Genomic DNA, 18144 nt, shown 5'->3' on the forward strand with positions numbered 1-18144 from the left:
TAACACCCAAGCAATTTGCTGACGCAGATTGCGGTGGTGAAGATGATACGAACCGAAAGTTCGCAAAAAACCACAAACATCACATATCCGAATTCGCTGGGCTGTCCATCTGGACATTCTGGCTACAGAATTTCTTGACGACCATAGAGCATTGGAACCACCTGATCCCATCCCGAACTCAGCAGTGAAACGATGCATCGCCGATGGTAGTGTGGGGTTTCCCCATGTGAGAGTAGGTCATCGTCAAGATTCATTTCGCAAAACCCCTATCTGCGCATGCAGGTAGGGGTTTTGTCTTTGGGGGCAAAAAATTCAGCCCAGCTCGAATCCCTGTGGGAGCGGGCTTGCCCCGCGAACACGGGCGAAGCCCGTGGCATCCACCGCGCAGCCTGTTTCGCGGGCACGCCCGCTCCTACAGTGAAAGGGGCAACGCCAGCCAAGGGGGCTCAAAATGATGGCATTCGGCCCTTTCATGTTCGCGTGATATCGTTCCCCCTCAGCCACCAGCGCCTGCCAGAGACCCGCCGATGCCCAACATCACCCACCTCCACCCCGGCTTCATGATCGTCCACGGCAACCGCCTCGACGACCTGCGCAGCCTGGTGGTGAGCTGGATGCGTCGCTACCCCTTGGCGCCGCTGGAAAACGAAATTGCCCTGGTGCAAAGCAATGGCATCGCCCAATGGCTCAAACTCGCGCTGGCTGAAGACCCGCAGGCAGATGACCTGGGCGGCTGCGGCATCGCCGCCGCAATCGATGTGCAACTGCCCGGCAGCTTCATGTGGCAGTTGTACCGAAGCGTGCTGGGCCGTGACGAAATTCCCGAGGTTTCCCTGCTCGACAAGGCCCCGCTGACCTGGCGACTGATGCGCCTGCTGCCGGCCCTGATCGAGCGCCCGCATTTCGAGCCGCTGCGGCGCTTCCTCACCGACGACAGTGACCTACGCAAGCGTTACCAGCTCGCCGAGCGCCTGGCTGACCTGTTCGACCAGTACCAGGTCTACCGTGCCGATTGGCTCAAGGACTGGGCTGCGGGCGAGCACATCCTCAACACCGCCCGCGGCGAGCGCAAAGCGCTGCCCCCGGGCAACCGCTGGCAAGCCGAACTGTGGCGTGCGCTGCTGGAGGATGTTGGCCAAGAGGGGATGGCACAGAGCCGCGCCGGCGTGCATCAACGCTTCGTCGAGCGTATCAACAGCTTGCAGCAGGCACCCGCAGGGCTCCCGCCGCGGGTGATCGTGTTCGGTATCTCTTCGCTGCCTGCCCAGGCCCTGGAGGCATTGGCGGGCCTGGCGCGTTTCAGCCAGGTGCTGCTGTGCGTGCACAACCCCTGCCGCCACCACTGGGCCGATATCGTTGCCGACAAGGATCTGCTGCGCCATCAGTACAAGCGCCAGCAGCGCAAGCAGGGCATGCCCCTGCAACTGGACGACCAGTCGCTGCATCAACATGCCCACCCGTTGCTGGCAGCCTGGGGCAAACAAGGTCGCGACTATATCAACCTGCTCGACAGCTATGACGACCCTGGCAGCTACCAAGGTGTGTTCAGCGATGGCCGCATCGACCTTTTCAGTGACGGTTCGCCCACAACCCTGCTTAACCAACTGCAGGACGACATTCTTGAACTGCGCCCGCTCGCCGAAACCCGCGAGCTGTGGCCGCCAGTCGACACGGCGAAGGACCGCTCTGTTCGATTCCACATTGCCCACAGCCCGCAACGTGAAGTGGAGATCCTGCACGACCAACTGCTGGCCCGCTTCAGCGCCGACCCGACGTTGCGCCCGCGTGACGTGATCGTCATGCTGCCGGCTGTCGACACCTATGCGCCTCATATCCGCGCAGTGTTCGGCCAGTTGCACCGCAATGATCCACGCTACATTCCATTCACCCTCACTGACCAGGGCCAGCGCGGTCGCGAGCCTTTGCTGATCGCCCTCGAACACCTGCTCAAGTTGCCAGACAGCCGCTTTGCGGTCAGCGAAGTACTTGACCTGCTGGACGTCCCGGCAGTCCGCGCCCGCTTCGGTATCCGCGAAAACGAATTGCCCACGCTGCACCGCTGGATCGAGGGCGCAGGTATCCGTTGGGGCATCAACGCCGAGCAGCGGGCCAGCCTGGGCTTGCCCGCCGGGCTTGAACAGAACAGCTGGCGCTTCGGCCTGCGGCGCATGCTGCTGGGCTATGCCGTGGGGGTGGGCGAAGCCTGTGACGGCATCGAACCCTATGATGAAATCGGTGGCCTGGACGCGGCACTGATCGGCCCGCTGGTCGCACTGCTTGATGCGCTCGAAGTGGCCTGCCAGGCCTTGTCCGAGCCTGCGACCGTCAGCGAGTGGGGCGAGCGCCTGCATGCTTTGCTGCAGGTGTTTTTCCTCGCTGAGGGCGAGCGTGACGAGCTCCTGCTGATGCAGCTGCAGGAGCTGCGCGATGGCTGGCTTGAGGTGTGCGAGGCCGTCGGCCTGCAAGACCCGTTGCCGCTCACCGTAGTGCGTGAAGCCTGGCTGTCGGGCCTCGACCAGGGCAAGCTGTCGCAACGCTTCCTCGCCGGCTCGGTGAACTTCTGCACCCTCATGCCTATGCGCGCCATCCCGTTCCGGGTGGTCTGCCTGCTGGGCATGAACGATGGTGATTACCCGCGCGCCCAGCAACCACTGGACTTCGACCTGATGGCCAGCGACTACCGCCCCGGTGACCGCTCACGGCGCGAAGACGATCGTTACCTGTTGCTGGAAGCGCTGCTGTCGGCGCGTGACCAGCTGTACGTCAGCTGGGTCGGGCGCAGTATCCGCGACAACAGCGAGCGACCTGCCTCGGTCCTGGTAGGCCAGTTGCGTGATCACATCGCTGCAGGCTGGCATCTGGCCGGGGCGCAGGAGGGGTCGCCAGCGCAACCGGGCGAGCAACTGCTGCACGCACTGACCCAGGAGCATCCCCTGCAGCCTTTCAGCTCACGCTACTTCCAGAAGGGCAGCCCGTTGTTCAGCTTCGCCCACGAATGGCAGCTGCTGCACCAGCAGGGCGAGGAGGATGAGCAGATTGATACCGGCCTGCCGCCTTATCTTGACGATGAAGCCCTGAGCCTGACCCAGCTCAATGACTTTTTGCGCCACCCGGTGCGGCATTTCTTCAGCCAGCGCTTGAAGGTGTACTTCGAGGCGCTGGAAGCGCCCACTCCGGACGAAGAACCTTTTGTCCTTGATACCCTGCAGCGCTATGGCGCCAGTGAAAGCCTGCTTGGCGCCGCGCTGGCCGAACCGGATAACGCCGAACAGGCCTTGCGGGCCCAGGCCAGGCGCCTTCAGGCCTGTGGTTTGCTGCCGCTGGCCGGTTTCGGCGAGCTGCTGCAAAGCGAGTTGATCGAACCGCTCCCCGACCTGCTGCAACGTCACCAGCAGTTGCTGCAACGCTGGCCGCAGCCGGTCGAGGGCGCCTTGCCGGTGCATTTCAGGCACGGCCAGCACCGCCTCGAAGGCTGGCTGGGGCGGGTCTTCCAGGCGGATGACCAGAGCCTGCTCAGTATCACCACCGTACCCAATACGATCAGCGCAGGGCGCAACAACCTTAAGTGGCACCGCCTGATCGCCCCTTGGGTTACGCACCTGGCGGCCTGTGCGGCGGGCTATTCCTATTACAGTGCCTTGGTAGCCAGCGACCTGACCCTGTTGCTCGCACCGCTGGCGCAACAGCAGGCTGCGCAGCTGTTGGGCGACCTGCTGGTGGCCCGTCAGGCGGCGATGAATGCGCCGTTGCCCGTCGCGGCCAAGACCGCGTTCGCCTGGCTGGCCGAGGACGATGCCGATAAAGCCCTGGCTGCAGCTGCGCGCGCCTACGAAGGCGATGAACGCACCCGTTTCGGCGAGCGAAGTGAGAGCATTGCCTTGGCCCGCCAGTTCCGCGACTTTGCCGCACTCACCGCTGACGAAACCTTTGAAGGCTGGTGCGAAACCTTGTACCGCCCATTGTTCACCGCCCCTTGGCAGACCCTGGGCAACTCGGAGAAAGGCGCATGACCCAGGACCGTCCCCTGGCACTGAGTTTCCCCCTGCACGGCAGCCAGCTGATCGAGGCCAGCGCTGGCACGGGCAAGACCTTTACCATCTCGGCGCTGTACTTGCGCCTGATCCTCGGTCATGGGGGCGAGCAGGGCTTCGCACGCGAGCTGCTGCCACCGCAAATCCTCGTGGTCACCTTCACTGATGCAGCCACCAAAGAGCTGCGCGAACGCATCCGCGCGCGCCTGGCGGAGGCTGCACGGTTCTTCCGTGGCGAACTGGAAGGCGCCGATCCGCTGTTGCACCAACTGAGTGACGATTACCCGCAAGAGGCTTGGCCACGTTGTGCCGGCCGCCTGGAAATCGCCGTGCAGTGGATGGACGAGGCGGCGGTATCGACCATCCACGGCTGGTGCCAGCGCATGCTGCGTGAGCATGCCTTCGACAGCGGCAGCCTGTTCACCCAGACCCTGGAAACCGACCACAGCGAGTTGCTGGGCCAGGTGATGCGCGATTACTGGCGGCGCTTCTGCTATGGCATGCAAGGTGACGCACTGGCCTGGGTGCGTGACAACTGGGGTAGCCCCGATGCTTTGCTGCCGCGCATTCGCCCACTGTTCGGCCGCGTGCGTGCCCAGCAGGATGGGCCAGAGCCAGCCGCATTGATCCAGGCCTCGCTGCAGCAACGTGGCGAACAGTTGGCCAGGCTGAAAGCACCGTGGGCGCAGTGGGCCGAAGAACTGCGGCAGATCTGCCGCGATGCGCTGGCTGCCAAGCAGGTCGATGGCCGCAAGATGCAAGCCCGTTACTTCGAGCCTTGGTTCGACAAGCTCTGCGCCTGGGCCGGGGATGAGCAACGGGTAGAGCTCGACTTGGGCACGGGCTTCACCCGCCTGACCCCGGCGGGCATGGCCGAGGCCTGGAAGGGGGAACCGCCCGAGCACCCGGGCCTGAACGCCATGCAGAGCTTGCAGCAGCAATTGCAGGCCCTGGACAGTCCGGATGCCGCCCTGCTTGAGCACGCGGCCAATTGGGTATTGGCGCGTTTCGAAGTGGAGAAGCGCCGGCGTGCAGAAATGGGCTTCGACGACATGCTCGTGCGCTTGCAGCACGCCCTTGCCAGTGAGGCCGGCGAGCGCCTGGCCAGCCTGATCCGTGAACAGTTCCCGGTAGCCCTGATCGACGAGTTTCAGGATACCGACCCGGTGCAGTACGGCATTTTCGAGCGCATCTACCCTGTCAGCGAAAACCGCGCAGAAACCGGCCTGTTCATGATCGGCGACCCCAAGCAGGCGATCTACGCCTTTCGAGGGGCCGACATCTACACCTACCTTGCTGCCCGGCGCGCCACCAGCGGCCGCCTGCACAGCCTGGACACCAACTACCGGTCCAGCAAGGCCATGGTCGCGGCGGTCAACCAGGTGTTCCTGCAGGCCGAGGCGCGTGAGGCGGGGCGGGGGGCGTTTCTGTTCCGCGAGGCCGATGACAACCCGTTGCCGTTCGTCGAGGTCCGCGCCAAGGGCCGTGGCGAACAGCTGCTGATTGACGGGGTTGCCAGTGCAGCCCTGCACTGCTGGCAGCTGCAAAGCGAAGAACCAGTCTCCAGCAGTGTCTACCGCCAGCAGCTGGCAGCCAGTTGCGCCAGCCATATCGTCGCCTTGCTCAATGGCGGTCAGCAGGGCACGGCGGGCTTCCAGAATGCCGAGGGCGAATTGCGCCCGTGCCTGCCCTCCGACATTGCCATCCTGGTGCGTGACGGGCATGAAGCGCAGATGGTGCGCGCCGAATTGGCCGCACGCGATGTGCGCAGTGTGTACCTGTCAGACAAAGACTCGGTATTCACGGCTCAGGAGGCCCACGATGTGCTGGCCTGGCTCAAGGCCTGCGCCGAGCCAGACTCGGAGCGCCTGCTCAAGGCGGCCCTGGCCAGCCTCACCCTGGGCTTGTCGCTGGTAGCGCTGGACCGCTTGAACCAGGACGAACGGGTCTGGGAAGGCTGGGTCATGCGTTTTCGCCATTATCGCGATACCTGGCAACGCCAAGGCGTGTTGCCCATGCTGCGGCACCTGCTGCATGACTTCGAGCTGCCGCGCACGCTGGTCCGCCGCAGTGATGGCGAGCGTGTCCTGACCAACCTGCTGCACCTGGCCGAGCTGTTGCAGCAGGCGGCGGGTGAGCTGGACGGCGAACAGGCGCTGATCCGCCACCTCGCCGATCATCTGGCCAGTTCCGGGCAGGCCGGTGAAGAGCAGATCCTGCGCCTGGAAAGCGACGAGCAGCTGGTCAAGGTGGTGACCATCCACAAGTCCAAGGGCCTGGAGTATCCCTTGGTCTACCTGCCGTTCATCTGCACCAGCAAGCCGGTGGATGGCAGCCGCCTGCCACTGGCCTGGCATGACAGCGAAGGTAACGCCCACCTCACCCTCACCCCGAACCCGCTACAGATCGAGCGCGCCGATGACGAGCGCCTGGCCGAAGACCTGCGTCTGCTCTACGTAGCCCTGACCCGTGCCCAGCATGCTTGCTGGCTAGGTGTTGCCGACCTCAAGCGCGGTAACCAGAAGACTTCGCAGCTGCACCGCTCGGCTTTTGGCTACCTGCTGGGTGGCGGCCTTGCCCTGGCGGGCTCGGAGCAGCTTGCAGGCTGGTTGCAAGCGTTGGCGTCAACATGCCCGTACATCACCTGCTCGGGCCTGCCGCAGGCTGATGACCGGGTGTATCGCATGCCGCACGCCGAATGTGAGCGTGTGCCCGCACGCAAACCGCGCCGCGCGGCAGCCGAGCATTGGTGGATCGCCTCGTATAGCGCCCTGCGCATCGGCGATCAGACGCTTGTTGCCGACAGCTCGCAGGCACAGCAGTTGCTGGATGACGAAGTGGTCGATGCCCAGATACTGCGAGAGGTACCGGCCGACAGTGGCGATATCCACCGCTTTCCGCGAGGGCCGAACCCTGGCACTTTCCTGCATGGCTTGCTGGAATGGGCCGGCCGGGAGGGCTTCAGCCAGGTCAGCGAAAACCCTCAGCAGATCGAGCGTACCGTGGGCCAGCGCTGTAATCGCCGTGACTGGGCGGGCTGGATTCCCACCCTCAGCCACTGGATGCAACGCCTGCTGGGCGAGACGCTGCCATTGCCGGGCTGTGAAAAGGGCGTGACGCTCGGGCAGTTGCGTCATTACCAGATCGAAATGGAGTTCTGGTTCGCCAGCCACCGGGTCGACACCGAACAACTCGACCGCCTGGTGGCGCGCCACACCCACCCCGGCCTGGCGCGCCCGGCGGCGCAGCCGACCGTGCTCAACGGCATGTTCAAAGGTTTCATCGACCTGGCGTTCGAGCTGGACGGGCGTTACTACGTGACTGACTACAAGTCCAACTGGCTGGGCCCGGATATCCAGGCCTACGACGCCATGGCCATGGAAAAGGCCATTCTCGAGCACCGCTACGACCTGCAGTACGTCTTGTACCTGCTGGCCCTGCACCGCCAGTTGCGCGCTCGCTTGCCGGACTACGATTACGACCGCCATGTTGGCGGTGCATTGTTCATCTTCCTGCGGGGCGCCAGCAGCAGTGGCCACGGTGTGTATCACACCAAGCCACCGCGCGAGCTGATTGAACGCCTTGATGCGCTGTTCCGTGGCGAGCACCCGCCGGCACAGCAAGACCTGTTTGCCGGAGCCGTGATATGAGCCGCGCCAAGCGCCGAAACCTGGTCGACCTGTTGCCCACCCCGTTGCACGCCGAACACCTGCTGGCGCTGGCGCCACAGCATGACAGCGGTGACCTGCTGCAACTGCTCGACCGCTGGGTAGAGCGGGGCTGGCTGCGTGCCCTGGACCGCGCGTTCGTCTCGTTCCTCGAAGAGCGCGCCCCCGGTAGCGACCCCCTGCTATTGCTGGCGGCGGCGCTGGCCAGCCACCAACTGGGCCACGGGCATGTCTGCCTGGACCTGCAACAAACCCTGGCCGAGCCCGATTTTGCATTGTCACTGCCGCCGGAAGGCGACGCCTTGACAGGCCCCTTGCTGCTGCCCTCGCAGTTGCTGGCCGACCTCGATTTGAAGGACTGGCGCCAACGCATCGCCGCCAGCGCGCTGGTGGCTGCCGGCGATACCCCGGGGCAGCAGGCGCGGCCACTGGTGCTCAGCGGTGAGCGCTTGTACCTGCGCCGCTACTGGCGCTACGAGCGGCGCATCGACCAGATCCTGCGCCAGCGCCTGACCCAGGCCGAGGCGCCGCTGGCCGATCTGTCAGGTCGCCTGTCGCAACTGTTCGAAGGGGGAGCGCCAGCTGGCCAGGTGGACTGGCAGAAGCTTGCCTGTGCGCTGGCAACCCGTGCCGGTTTCAGCATCATCACCGGTGGCCCCGGCACAGGCAAAACCACTACCGTGGTGCGCCTGCTGGCCTTGCTGCAGGGGCCGGCAGTGGAGCAGGGCAGGCCGCTGCGCATCCGCTTGGCCGCGCCGACCGGCAAGGCTGCTGCGCGCCTGACGGAGTCGATTGGCCAGCAAGTCGAGCGCTTGCAGGTCAGCGCCGAAGTACGTGATCAGATCCCCACTGAAGTCAGCACTGTGCACCGTCTGCTCGGCAGCCGCCCCGGCTCGCGGCACTTTCGCCACCATGCAGGCAACCCGTTGCCGCTGGACGTGCTGGTGGTCGATGAAGCGTCGATGATCGACCTGGAAATGATGGCTAACCTGCTCGACGCCCTGCCACCCCGCGCGCGCCTGGTGCTACTGGGCGACAAGGACCAGCTGGCTTCGGTCGAGGCCGGTGCGGTGCTGGGCGACCTGTGTCGGGATGCCGAGGGGGGCCACTATTCGTCGGCGACCTCTGCGTGGCTGGAACAGATCAGCGGCGAGTCGCTGGCCGCCAGCGGCCTGAAGGCCGGTGATGAGCAGCGCAACCCGCTGGCCCAGCAATTGGTGATGCTGCGCTTCTCACGGCGCTTCGGGGAAGGCAGCGGTATTGGTCAACTGGCGCGGCTGGTCAACTGCCAGGACTCCCATGCGGCGCGCAACCTGCTGGCCACGCCGCCGGCCGATGTGCACAGCCTTGCCCTCAAGCACGAGCAGGACCGGGCTTTCGACCGCCTGCTACTCGACGGCCTGAACCGCGGTGCCGAAGGCCCGCAAGGCTATCGCAGCTACCTGCGCACACTTGGCCGCTACCGGCCTGCACTCGAAACTGCATTTGACGACCCCGCGTGGGAGCAATGGGCGGGCAAGGTGCTGCACAGCTTCGAGGACTTCCAGTTGCTGTGCGCGGTGCGTCGTGGCGCCTGGGGTGTCGAAGGCCTCAACGAACGGGTGGCGCGGGTGCTGCACGCTGCCGGGCTGATCGATAGCCAGCAGCCCTGGTACGAAGGCCGTCCGGTGCTGGTGACCCGCAACGACTACGGGCTGGGGCTGATGAACGGCGACATCGGTATCGCCCTGCGCCTGCCGGACGAGCGTGGTGAGCCGCTGCTGCGGGTGGCCTTCCCGCGTAACGACGGCAGTGGTGGTGTGCGTTTCGTGCTGCCGAGCCGGCTCAATGAAGTGGAAACGGTATTCGCCATGACCGTGCACAAGTCCCAGGGCTCGGAGTTCAGCCACACGGCCCTGGTGCTGCCGGATGCGCTCAACCCGGTGCTGACCAAGGAACTGGTGTACACCGGCATCACCCGGGCCAAGCACTGCTTCAGCCTGGTCGAGCCACGCCAGGGCATTTTCGAAGAAGCGGTGGCGCGCAAGGTGCGGCGTATTTCCGGGTTGATGCTCGAACAGGTGTAAGACCGCGAGGCCCTAGCGCTGGCTTGCCGGCGAAAGGGCCATCAATCCCGATACATGAGGGGCTCCTTCCTACAACGATGCGGCCATGTGCTATCGTTGCGCCGATAGCGGTAAGGACTTTAAGAGATTTCCCACATGAACGTGGCCGCAAGGCGAGTGACAAGCTGTGCGCTTTCGCTACTGCTGGCCGGCCTGTTCTATTGCGCAGACCCTGCCCGGGCAGACCCCGGCACAACCGCCGCCCAGGCGCAGCAACGTGCAAAGGCCGTCACCCAGGTGGTCCTGGGCATCTTCAGTTACGCCCGCTGGCCCGTCGAACCCTCACCCTTGCGTTTGTGCCTGGTCGGCCCGACCGAGTACGCCGATGACCTGATCAAAGGCCATGTTCAGGAGTCCGGGCGCCCGCTGCAGGTGCGGCGCCTGCTGGCAGAAGACACCCAGGTCGCCCAGGCCTGCGATGCCATCTACATCGGCAAACTCGACCAAGGCCAGCGCGACCGGCTGTTCGAGCGCGTCAGCGGCCACCCGGTACTGAGCATCAGCGAAGCGAACGACCCGTGCACGGTTGGTAGCCTGTTCTGCCTGCGGGTCAGCGATCAGCAGGTGGCCTTTGACGTCAACCTCGACTCGGTGGCGCGTTCCGGCGTACGCATCCACCCCAGTGTGCTGCAATTGTCGCGGCGCCGGGCGGTGCAGCCATGAAGCCGACCCGCAAGCATGGCGTGCGCCCAACCCTGCGTTCGGTGCTTGGGCGTGGCCACCTCAGCGTTGCCTTGCTCGCCGTGGGCCTGGCCGGTATTTCACTTACCCTGCTGGGCGTGCTGGCCTTGCGTGTCTACGCCAATCACAACCTGCACCTGATCGCCCGTTCGATCAGCTACACCGTGGAAGCGGCGGTGGTATTCGATGACAGTGCCGCAGCCAATGAATCGCTGGTGCTGATCGCCAGCAAAGAGGAGGTGGCCGAGGCCAAGGTCTTCAACGACGAAGGCGAGCTGCTGGCGCACTGGCAACGGGGCGATACGGGCATGCTCGCCAAGCTTGAAGTGCAGGTTGCCACCGCCTTGCTGGATGAACCGATCAACCTGCCGATCCTGCACCAGCAGCAGCAGGTCGGGCACATCGAACTGGTTGGCCAGGGCCGTAGCCTGTTGCTGTTCCTGCTGAGTGGCTTGGCCGGCATCCTGTTCTGCACAATACTCAGTGCCTTGGCTGCGCAATACCTGTCGCGGCGCCTGCTCAGCGATATCGTCCGCCCGCTGCGTGGCTTGGCCAGCGTCGCCCACGCCGCCCGCCGCGAGCGCAGTTTTGACCGGCGCGTGCCGGAAGCGGGGATTGCAGAACTCAACGAACTGGGCAACGACTTCAATGCCTTGCTCGACGAACTCGAGGTATGGCACAGCCACCTGCAGAACGAAAACCAGACCCTGGCGCACCAGGCCAGTCACGACAGCCTGACCGGCCTGCCCAACCGCGCCTTCTTCGAGGGGCGGCTGAGCCGTAGCGTGCGTAACGCGGCGCGGCAGCAGGAACACCTGGCGCTGCTGTTCCTCGACAGCGACCACTTCAAGCAGATCAACGACACGCTCGGCCATGCCGTGGGCGACGAAGTGCTGATCAGCGTGGCCGACCGCGTGCGGGCCCAGCTGCGCGAACACGACCTGGTGGCACGCTTGGGCGGTGATGAGTTCGCGGTGCTGCTGACGCCTTTGCAGTCGCGCGAGGACGCCGAGCACATTGCCGAAAAGATCATTGCCAGCATGCAGCTGCCCGTGCAGTTGGACAGTGGCCGCAGTATCGCCACCTCACTGAGTGTCGGTATTGCCTATTACCCGGATGACGGCGCTGACCCCGCCAGTCTTCTCAATGCCGCCGATGCGGCGATGTACCAGGCCAAGCGCAAGCGCCGTGGCCATTGGCAAGTGGCGCAGACGGAACGGTCCGCCAGTGAAATCAAGAACAGGAGTTGAACACGTGATACACGCTTTACGCTTTTCCCTTTGGACCTTGTTACTCGCCGTGCTGGCGCTGACCGGTTGCCAGAGCGCACCCCCCAAGGGCCTTACCCCAGAACAGATTGCCGTACTCAAGCGCGAAGGGTTTACCCCGACCGATGAAGGCTGGGCTTACGACTTGTCTGGCAAGGTGCTGTTCGGCAGCGATCTGGACGGCCTCAACGGCCAGAGCCAGGCGATTGTCGAACGCATTGGCAAGGCGTTGCTTGGCGTTGGCATCCAGGGCGTACGGGTGGATGGCCATGCCGATTCGTCGGGCAAAGCGGCGTACAACCAGCAGCTGTCCGAGCGCCGCGCGCAGAGCGTGACCAGGGCGCTGGTCGGGGTTGGCATGCAGGCGCAGAACATCCAGAGCCGCGGCCTGGGCAGCACACAACCGGTGGCGGACAACCGTACCAGTGCGGGGCGCACCGAGAACCGTCGGGTGTCGATCGTGGTGGCGTCCTACTGACCGCTGTCCGCTGAGCTATCACACTTCTCTGTATGAGCAGCCTTGTGCTGCGAAGAGGCCAGACCAGGCACAGCAGCCGTATTGCCATGACTGGCCCCTTCGCAGCACAAGGCTGCTCCTACAAAGGCGCTACGCAGCACCATCACTCCTGGGCAAAGCGCATCTCGCGAGTTTCGCCCATCAACAACGGTGCATTCGCCTCGGTCACCCCACGGATGTAATCCCACAGCAGGGTAATGCGCTTCAATTTGCGCAAATCCTCCCGGCAGTACATCCAGAACTGCCGCGTCACCTCGATCTCCTCGGGCAGCACCGTCACCAGTCGCGGGTCTTGCGCCGCAAGGAAGCACGGCAGTATCGCCAGCCCACGCCCCTGCAACGCGGCGGTGTACTGCGCAATCACACTGGTACTGCGCAAGTGTGCGCTGGCGCCGGGAATCAGGTTGGCCAGGTACAAAAGCTCCGAACTGAACGCCAGGTCATCCACGTAACTGATGAACGGGTGTTTGGCCAAGTCCGCTACCTGGCGGATCGGTGCATGGCTGTCCAGGTAGTCCTGGGTCGCATACAGCCGCAAGCGGTAGTCGCACAGCTTGCAGCACACATAAGGCCCATGCTCCGGTCGCTCCAGGGCAATTACGATGTCCGCCTCACGCTTGGACAGGCTGATGAAGTGCGGCAGCGGCAGGATATCCACAGAAATCGCCGGGTAGGCATCGACGAAGTGGCTTAGCTGCGGGGTAACGAAAAAGCTGCCGAAGCCTTCGGTGCAGCCCATGCGTACATGCCCCGACAATGCCACGCCCGACCCGGACACCTGCTCGCACGCCATGTGCAGCGTGCTTTCGATCGATTCGGCATAACCGAGCAAGCGCTGCCCCTCGGCGGTAAGGACAAAGCCGTTGGTCCGCGACTTTTCAAACAACAGCGTGCCCAACGCCCCCTCCAGCGAGCTGATGCGCCGCGACACCGTGGTGTAGTCCACGCTCAGGCGTTTGGCAGCGCTGCTGGCCTTGCGGGTGCGCGCCACTTCGAGGAAAAACTTCAGGTCGTCCCAGTTGAGCGCGCTCAGGGATGTGAGGTCTTTTTGCATGATGATCCGGTTTTTTTGTGCGTTCTTGTTGGATGTTTGCACATCTATACTCGAAACAAGCCTCAGGACGCCACCTCGCGTTTGCTTGGCGCTGGCGATCTCGTCCCGACAATAATTCCAAGGAGAACGCAGATGAACGCACCGCAATCCCCAAACCAGGCCAAGGTAGAGCAGGTGAAGCTGCTGATCGACGGCCAGTGGGTCGAGTCAAAGACCACCGAATGGCGCGACATCGTCAACCCGGCCACCCAAGAGGTGCTGGCGCGGGTGCCGTTCGCCACCGTCGAGGAAGTCGACGCTGCCGTGGCCGCTGCCCACCGCGCCTTCCAGACTTGGCGAAACACCCCGATCGGCGCGCGCATGCGCATCATGCTCAAGCTGCAGGCGCTGATCCGCGAACACACCAAACGCATTGCCCAGGTGCTCAGCGCCGAGCAGGGCAAAACCCTGGCCGACGCTGAAGGCGATATTTTCCGCGGCCTGGAAGTGGTCGAACACGCCGCGTCCATTGGCACCCTGCAAATGGGCGAATTTGCCGAGAACGTCGCCGGCGGTGTCGATACCTACACCCTGCGCCAGCCAATCGGCGTATGCGCCGGTATCACCCCGTTCAACTTCCCGGCCATGATCCCGCTGTGGATGTTCCCCATGGCCATCGTGTGTGGCAACACCTTCGTGCTCAAACCGTCCGAGCAAGATCCGCTGTCGACCATGCTGCTGGTCGAGCTGGCGCTGGAAGCCGGCGTACCGGCCGGCGTGCTCAACGTGGTGCATGGCGGTAAGCAAGTGGTGGATGCCATCTGCACTCACCCGGATATCAAGGCCATTTCGTTCGTCGGCTCTACTGAAGTCGGCACCCACGTGTACAACCTCGGCAGCCAGCACGGCAAGCGCGTGCAGTCGATGATGGGTGCCAAGAACCACGCAGTGGTGCTGCCCGATGCCAACCGCACGCAAACCATCAACGCCCTGGTCGGTGCCGCCTTCGGCGCGGCGGGCCAACGCTGCATGGCCACCTCGGTGGCGGTGCTGGTGGGCAAGGCCCGTGAGTGGCTGCCCGACATCAAGGAAGCGGCAAGCAAACTGAAGGTCAATGCCGGCTGCGAACCGGGCACCGACGTTGGCCCGGTGGTTTCCAAACGCGCCAAGGAGCGTGTGCTGGGCCTGATCGAAAGCGGCATCAAGGAAGGCGCCAAGCTGGAACTCGACGGCCGCGAGGTCACGGTGCCCGGTTACGAGCCGGGCAACTTCGTTGGCCCAACCCTGTTCTCGGGCGTGAAGACCGACATGCAGGTCTATACCCAGGAAATCTTCGGCCCGGTACTGGTTACCCTGGAGGTCGATACCCTCGACGAGGCCATCGCCCTGGTCAACGCCAACCCGTTCGGTAATGGCACCGGGCTGTTCACCCAGAGCGGCGCGGCAGCGCGCAAGTTCCAGAGCGAAATTGATATCGGCCAGGTCGGCATCAACATCCCGATCCCGGTACCGGTACCGTTCTTCAGCTTCACCGGCTCCCGCGGCTCCAAGCTCGGCGACCTCGGCCCGTACGGCAAGCAAGTGGTGCAGTTCTACACTCAGACCAAGACCGTCACCGCTCGCTGGTTCGATGACGACAGCGTCAATGACGGTGTGAACACCACCATCAGCCTGCGCTAAGGAGAAGTCATGCGTATTGCATTCATTGGTCTGGGCAATATGGGTGCGCCCATGGCCCGCAACCTGATCAAGGCCGGGCATCAACTGAACCTGTTCGACCTCAACAAGGCCGTGCTGGCCGAGCTGGCAGAGCTGGGTGGGCAGATCAGCCCATCACCCAAGGACGCGGCAGCCAACAGCGAGCTGGTGATCACCATGCTGCCGGCTGCTGCCCATGTACGCAGCGTGTACCTGAACGAAGATGGCGTGCTGGCCGGTATTCGTGCCGGTACGCCTACCGTGGACTGCAGCACCATCGACCCGCAAACCGCCCGTGATGTGTCCAAGGCGGCAGCGGCCAAAGGCGTAGACATGGGCGACGCGCCGGTGTCCGGTGGCACTGGCGGCGCGGCGGCCGGCACCCTTACCTTCATGGTAGGCGCCAGTGCCGAGCTGTTCGCCACGCTCAAGCCGGTACTGGAGCAGATGGGCCGCAACATCGTGCACTGCGGTGAAGTCGGCACCGGGCAGATCGCCAAAATCTGCAACAACCTGCTGCTGGGCATCTCGATGGTCGGTGTGTCCGAGGCCATGGCCCTGGGCAACGCGCTGGGCATCGATACCAAGGTGCTGGCCGGCATCATCAACAGTTCGACCGGGCGTTGCTGGAGTTCGGACACCTACAACCCGTGGCCGGGCATTATCGAAACGGCGCCGGCATCGCGTGGTTATACCGGTGGCTTTGGCGCCGAACTGATGCTCAAGGATTTGGGGCTGGCCACTGAAGCGGCACGCCAGGCTCACCAACCGGTGATCCTGGGTGCTGTGGCCCAGCAGCTGTACCAGGCCATGAGCCTGCGTGGCGAGGGTGGCAAGGACTTCTCGGCCATCGTCGAGGGTTATCGCAAGAAAGATTGACGCAAGAGGTGGGCTTCATCGCGGGCCAGGCGGCCTTCCCTCTGTAACTGCGCACCAGAGGGAAGGGCACCTGCCCCGCGATTTTTTTTGCCCGTATTTCAGGCTAGAGATGGTTGTAGGAGCAGCCTTGTGCTGCGAAGAGGCCAGCCAAGACAACACAACTGCTGTGTCTGAACTGGCCTCTTCGCAGCACAAGACTGCTCCTACACAGGGCTATGTGTAGCTTCAGGGATCAGGCGAAGACAAAATACTTGCGCACGGTCTCGACCACTTCCCAGGTGCCTTTCATACCTGGTTCGATCACGAACACGTCGCCGGCCTTCAGGTGCTTCGGCTCTTCGCCTTCCGGGGTGATGATGCAGTAGCCATCGAGGAAGTGGCAGAACTCCCACTTCTCGTAGTTGACCTCGAACTTGCCCGGGGTGCAGATCCAGGTGCCCATGATCTTGCTGCCGTCGGCCGACAGGTAGGCATTGAGGTTGACGGTGTGCGGATCGCCGCCGATGCGCTTCCACTTGGTGGCGTCCACGACCGGCGTCGGGCAGGTTTCGCGCAGGACGGTGATGAAATCGGACATGTGGCAACTCCTGGTGACTGGCTGAATGACGGGTCACCATAGGGCCATCGGCCGAGCCGCAGTTGCCTGGGCTCGACGTCCAGCTGTCTGGTCGCGCTATGCCAGACGTTTGATATTCGCTACGCCCACCAGTACCGCACAAAGTGGAAGAACACTGGCGCGGCAAAGCACACCGAGTCCATGCGATCGAGCATGCCGCCGTGGCCTTCGATCATGTGGCCCCAGTCCTTCACCCCGCGGTCGCGCTTGATCGCCGACATCACCAGCCCGCCGAAGAAGCCCATGGCGTTGACCGCCAACGCCATCAGCGCGGCCTGCCAGAAGGTGAACGGGGTGATCCAGCACAACAGGGCGCCGATCAGGGTGGCCAGTGCCACGCCGCCGGCCAACCCTTCTACGGTCTTGGACGGTGACAGGTTGGGGGCCACCTTGTGCTTGCCAAACAGCTTGCCGCACACGTACTGCAGCACGTCGCTGATCTGCACCACCAGGATCAGCCAGGCGATCAGCAGCAGGTTCCGCCCCTCGTAGCCGGGGATGTCCAGGGTCATCAAGGCGGGCACCGACGATACGCAGTACACCGCGATCATCAGCCCCCACTGCACCTTCGACGCACGTTCGAGAAAGCGCGTGGTATCGCCGCCGAAGCTGGCCAAAATCGGCAGCAGCAGGAACAGGTACACCGGGATGAAGATGCTGAACAGGCCGTACCAGTCCATGGCGATCAGCACGTACTGCACCGGCAGTGCCACATAAAACGCTGCCACCAGCGCCGGGTAGTCGCTGCGCCGGGTCGGGGTGAGGGTCATGAACTCGCGCAGGGCGTAGAACGACACACCATAGAACAGCACGATCACGCCGTATTTACCGAACAGGAAGGCAATGCCGATTACCAGCACCATCACCCACCAGGCGTTGATGCGGGCGTTGAGGTTGTCGATTACCGCGTGTGGCGCCGGGCCGGCGCGCCACTTGAGCAGGCGGCCGGTCACGCTGGCGAGCAGCAGCAGGGCGCCGATGCCGGCGAACAGGGAAAGGGTGTTGTCGTCCATCTCAGGCATCCTTCGGGGCCAGGTTCAGCAGGGCCTGGCTGGCCCGCTCGAGAAAGGCCTGCTTGCTTTCGTCAGCGTGCAGGTGCAGGGGTTCGCCAAAGCTCAGTGTGCACAGCAACGGCAGGGGCAGGGCACGGCCCTTGGGCATCACCCGGTTGAGGTTGGCGATCCATACCGGTACCAGCTCGACATCGGGATGGGCCGCGGCCAGGTGGTACAACCCGCTCCTGAACGGCATCAGTGGCTCGTCACCCAGGTTACGCGTGCCTTCCGGGAAGAAGATCAGCGAGTCGCCTTGGGCCACGGCTTCAAGGATCGGCTGTAGCGGGCTGCCTTGCCCTTCGCTGCGTTGGCGGTCGATCAATACGCCGTTGAACACCTTGCGAATGAGAAAATCGCGGATGCCCGGCTTGGCCCAGTAGTCCGCGCCGGCCACCGGGCGGGTGCGTTTGCGCAAGGGCTGCGGCAGCGAAGCCCACAGCAGTACGAAGTCACCGTGGCTACTGTGGTTGGCGAAGTACAGGCGCTGCACTGGCAGCGGCGTGCAACCCAGCCACAGGGCGCGGGCGCCCGTGATCAGGCGGGCGGCGGAGGTGATGAGGTAGGCGGTCAGGTTGGCGAGCATGGATCGGTGG

At 64.0% G+C, this 18144-nt stretch carries 12 protein-coding genes and 1 rRNA gene; 9 read left to right on the top strand and 4 right to left on the bottom strand.

Annotated features, from left to right (window positions below; genetic code table 11):
• Positions 1-133 precede the first annotated feature (133 nt).
• From rrf to LU684_RS21415, 7 genes are all read left to right on the top strand, one after another.
• Positions 134-249 (top strand): 5S ribosomal RNA (gene rrf / locus LU684_RS21385).
• Between the two features lie 278 nt (positions 250-527).
• The gene (gene recC, locus LU684_RS21390) at positions 528-4010 is read left to right on the top strand and encodes an exodeoxyribonuclease V subunit gamma (protein WP_191086982.1); all 3483 of its coding nucleotides are present in this window, start codon (positions 528-530) and stop codon (positions 4008-4010) included.
• A complete protein-coding gene (gene recB, locus LU684_RS21395; RefSeq protein ID WP_232895000.1) occupies positions 4007-7681 on the top strand; it encodes an exodeoxyribonuclease V subunit beta in 3675 nt (1224 codons plus the stop codon). Before recC ends, recB begins: the two co-directional genes overlap by 4 nt.
• The gene (gene recD, locus LU684_RS21400) at positions 7678-9765 is read left to right on the top strand and encodes an exodeoxyribonuclease V subunit alpha (protein WP_060517389.1); all 2088 of its coding nucleotides are present in this window, start codon (positions 7678-7680) and stop codon (positions 9763-9765) included. Before recB ends, recD begins: the two co-directional genes overlap by 4 nt.
• Positions 9766-9900: 135 nt before the next feature.
• Positions 9901-10467 (top strand): YfiR family protein, encoded by a 567-nt coding sequence (locus tag LU684_RS21405; protein ID WP_016489130.1) that lies wholly within the window; start codon positions 9901-9903, stop codon positions 10465-10467.
• Positions 10464-11735, top strand: a complete 1272-nt coding sequence (locus tag LU684_RS21410) for a diguanylate cyclase domain-containing protein (RefSeq protein WP_023046901.1) — start codon at positions 10464-10466, stop codon at positions 11733-11735. The genes LU684_RS21405 and LU684_RS21410 overlap by 4 nt, the downstream gene beginning before the upstream one ends.
• Before the next feature lie 4 nt (positions 11736-11739).
• Positions 11740-12231 (top strand): OmpA family protein, encoded by a 492-nt coding sequence (locus tag LU684_RS21415; RefSeq protein WP_016489128.1) that lies wholly within the window; start codon positions 11740-11742, stop codon positions 12229-12231.
• A 142-nt stretch (positions 12232-12373) separates the two neighbouring features.
• Here the strand turns inward: LU684_RS21415 and LU684_RS21420 are convergent, their stop codons facing one another.
• The gene (locus tag LU684_RS21420) at positions 12374-13324 is read right to left on the bottom strand and encodes a LysR family transcriptional regulator (RefSeq protein ID WP_023046902.1); all 951 of its coding nucleotides are present in this window, start codon (positions 13322-13324) and stop codon (positions 12374-12376) included.
• A gap of 132 nt (positions 13325-13456) precedes the next feature.
• Here LU684_RS21420 and LU684_RS21425 point away from each other — a divergent pair, with 132 nt between their 5' ends.
• The gene (locus LU684_RS21425; RefSeq protein WP_232895002.1) at positions 13457-14983 is read left to right on the top strand and encodes a CoA-acylating methylmalonate-semialdehyde dehydrogenase; all 1527 of its coding nucleotides are present in this window, start codon (positions 13457-13459) and stop codon (positions 14981-14983) included.
• Positions 14984-14992: 9 nt separating this feature from the next.
• Positions 14993-15880 carry a 3-hydroxyisobutyrate dehydrogenase gene (mmsB, locus tag LU684_RS21430; RefSeq protein ID WP_016489125.1) on the top strand — a complete coding sequence of 296 codons (888 nt, stop codon included), beginning with the start codon at positions 14993-14995 and terminating at the stop codon, positions 15878-15880.
• A 232-nt stretch (positions 15881-16112) separates the two neighbouring features.
• Here the strand turns inward: mmsB and LU684_RS21435 are convergent, their stop codons facing one another.
• From LU684_RS21435 to LU684_RS21445, 3 genes are all read right to left on the bottom strand, one after another.
• Positions 16113-16457 (bottom strand): cupin domain-containing protein, encoded by a 345-nt coding sequence (locus tag LU684_RS21435; protein WP_003258412.1) that lies wholly within the window; start codon positions 16455-16457, stop codon positions 16113-16115.
• Between the two features lie 119 nt (positions 16458-16576).
• Positions 16577-17509, bottom strand: coding sequence for a phosphatidate cytidylyltransferase (locus LU684_RS21440; protein ID WP_016489124.1), 933 nt, complete (start codon positions 17507-17509; stop codon positions 16577-16579).
• 1 nt (position 17510) lies between these two features.
• Positions 17511-18134, bottom strand: coding sequence for a lysophospholipid acyltransferase family protein (locus LU684_RS21445; RefSeq protein ID WP_016489123.1), 624 nt, complete (start codon positions 18132-18134; stop codon positions 17511-17513).
• Positions 18135-18144 lie beyond the last annotated feature (10 nt).

It is taken from the genome of Pseudomonas sp. NMI542_15 (assembly GCF_021283425.1).
In the GTDB taxonomy this organism is placed as follows: Bacteria; Pseudomonadota; Gammaproteobacteria; order Pseudomonadales; family Pseudomonadaceae; genus Aquipseudomonas; species Aquipseudomonas fortuita.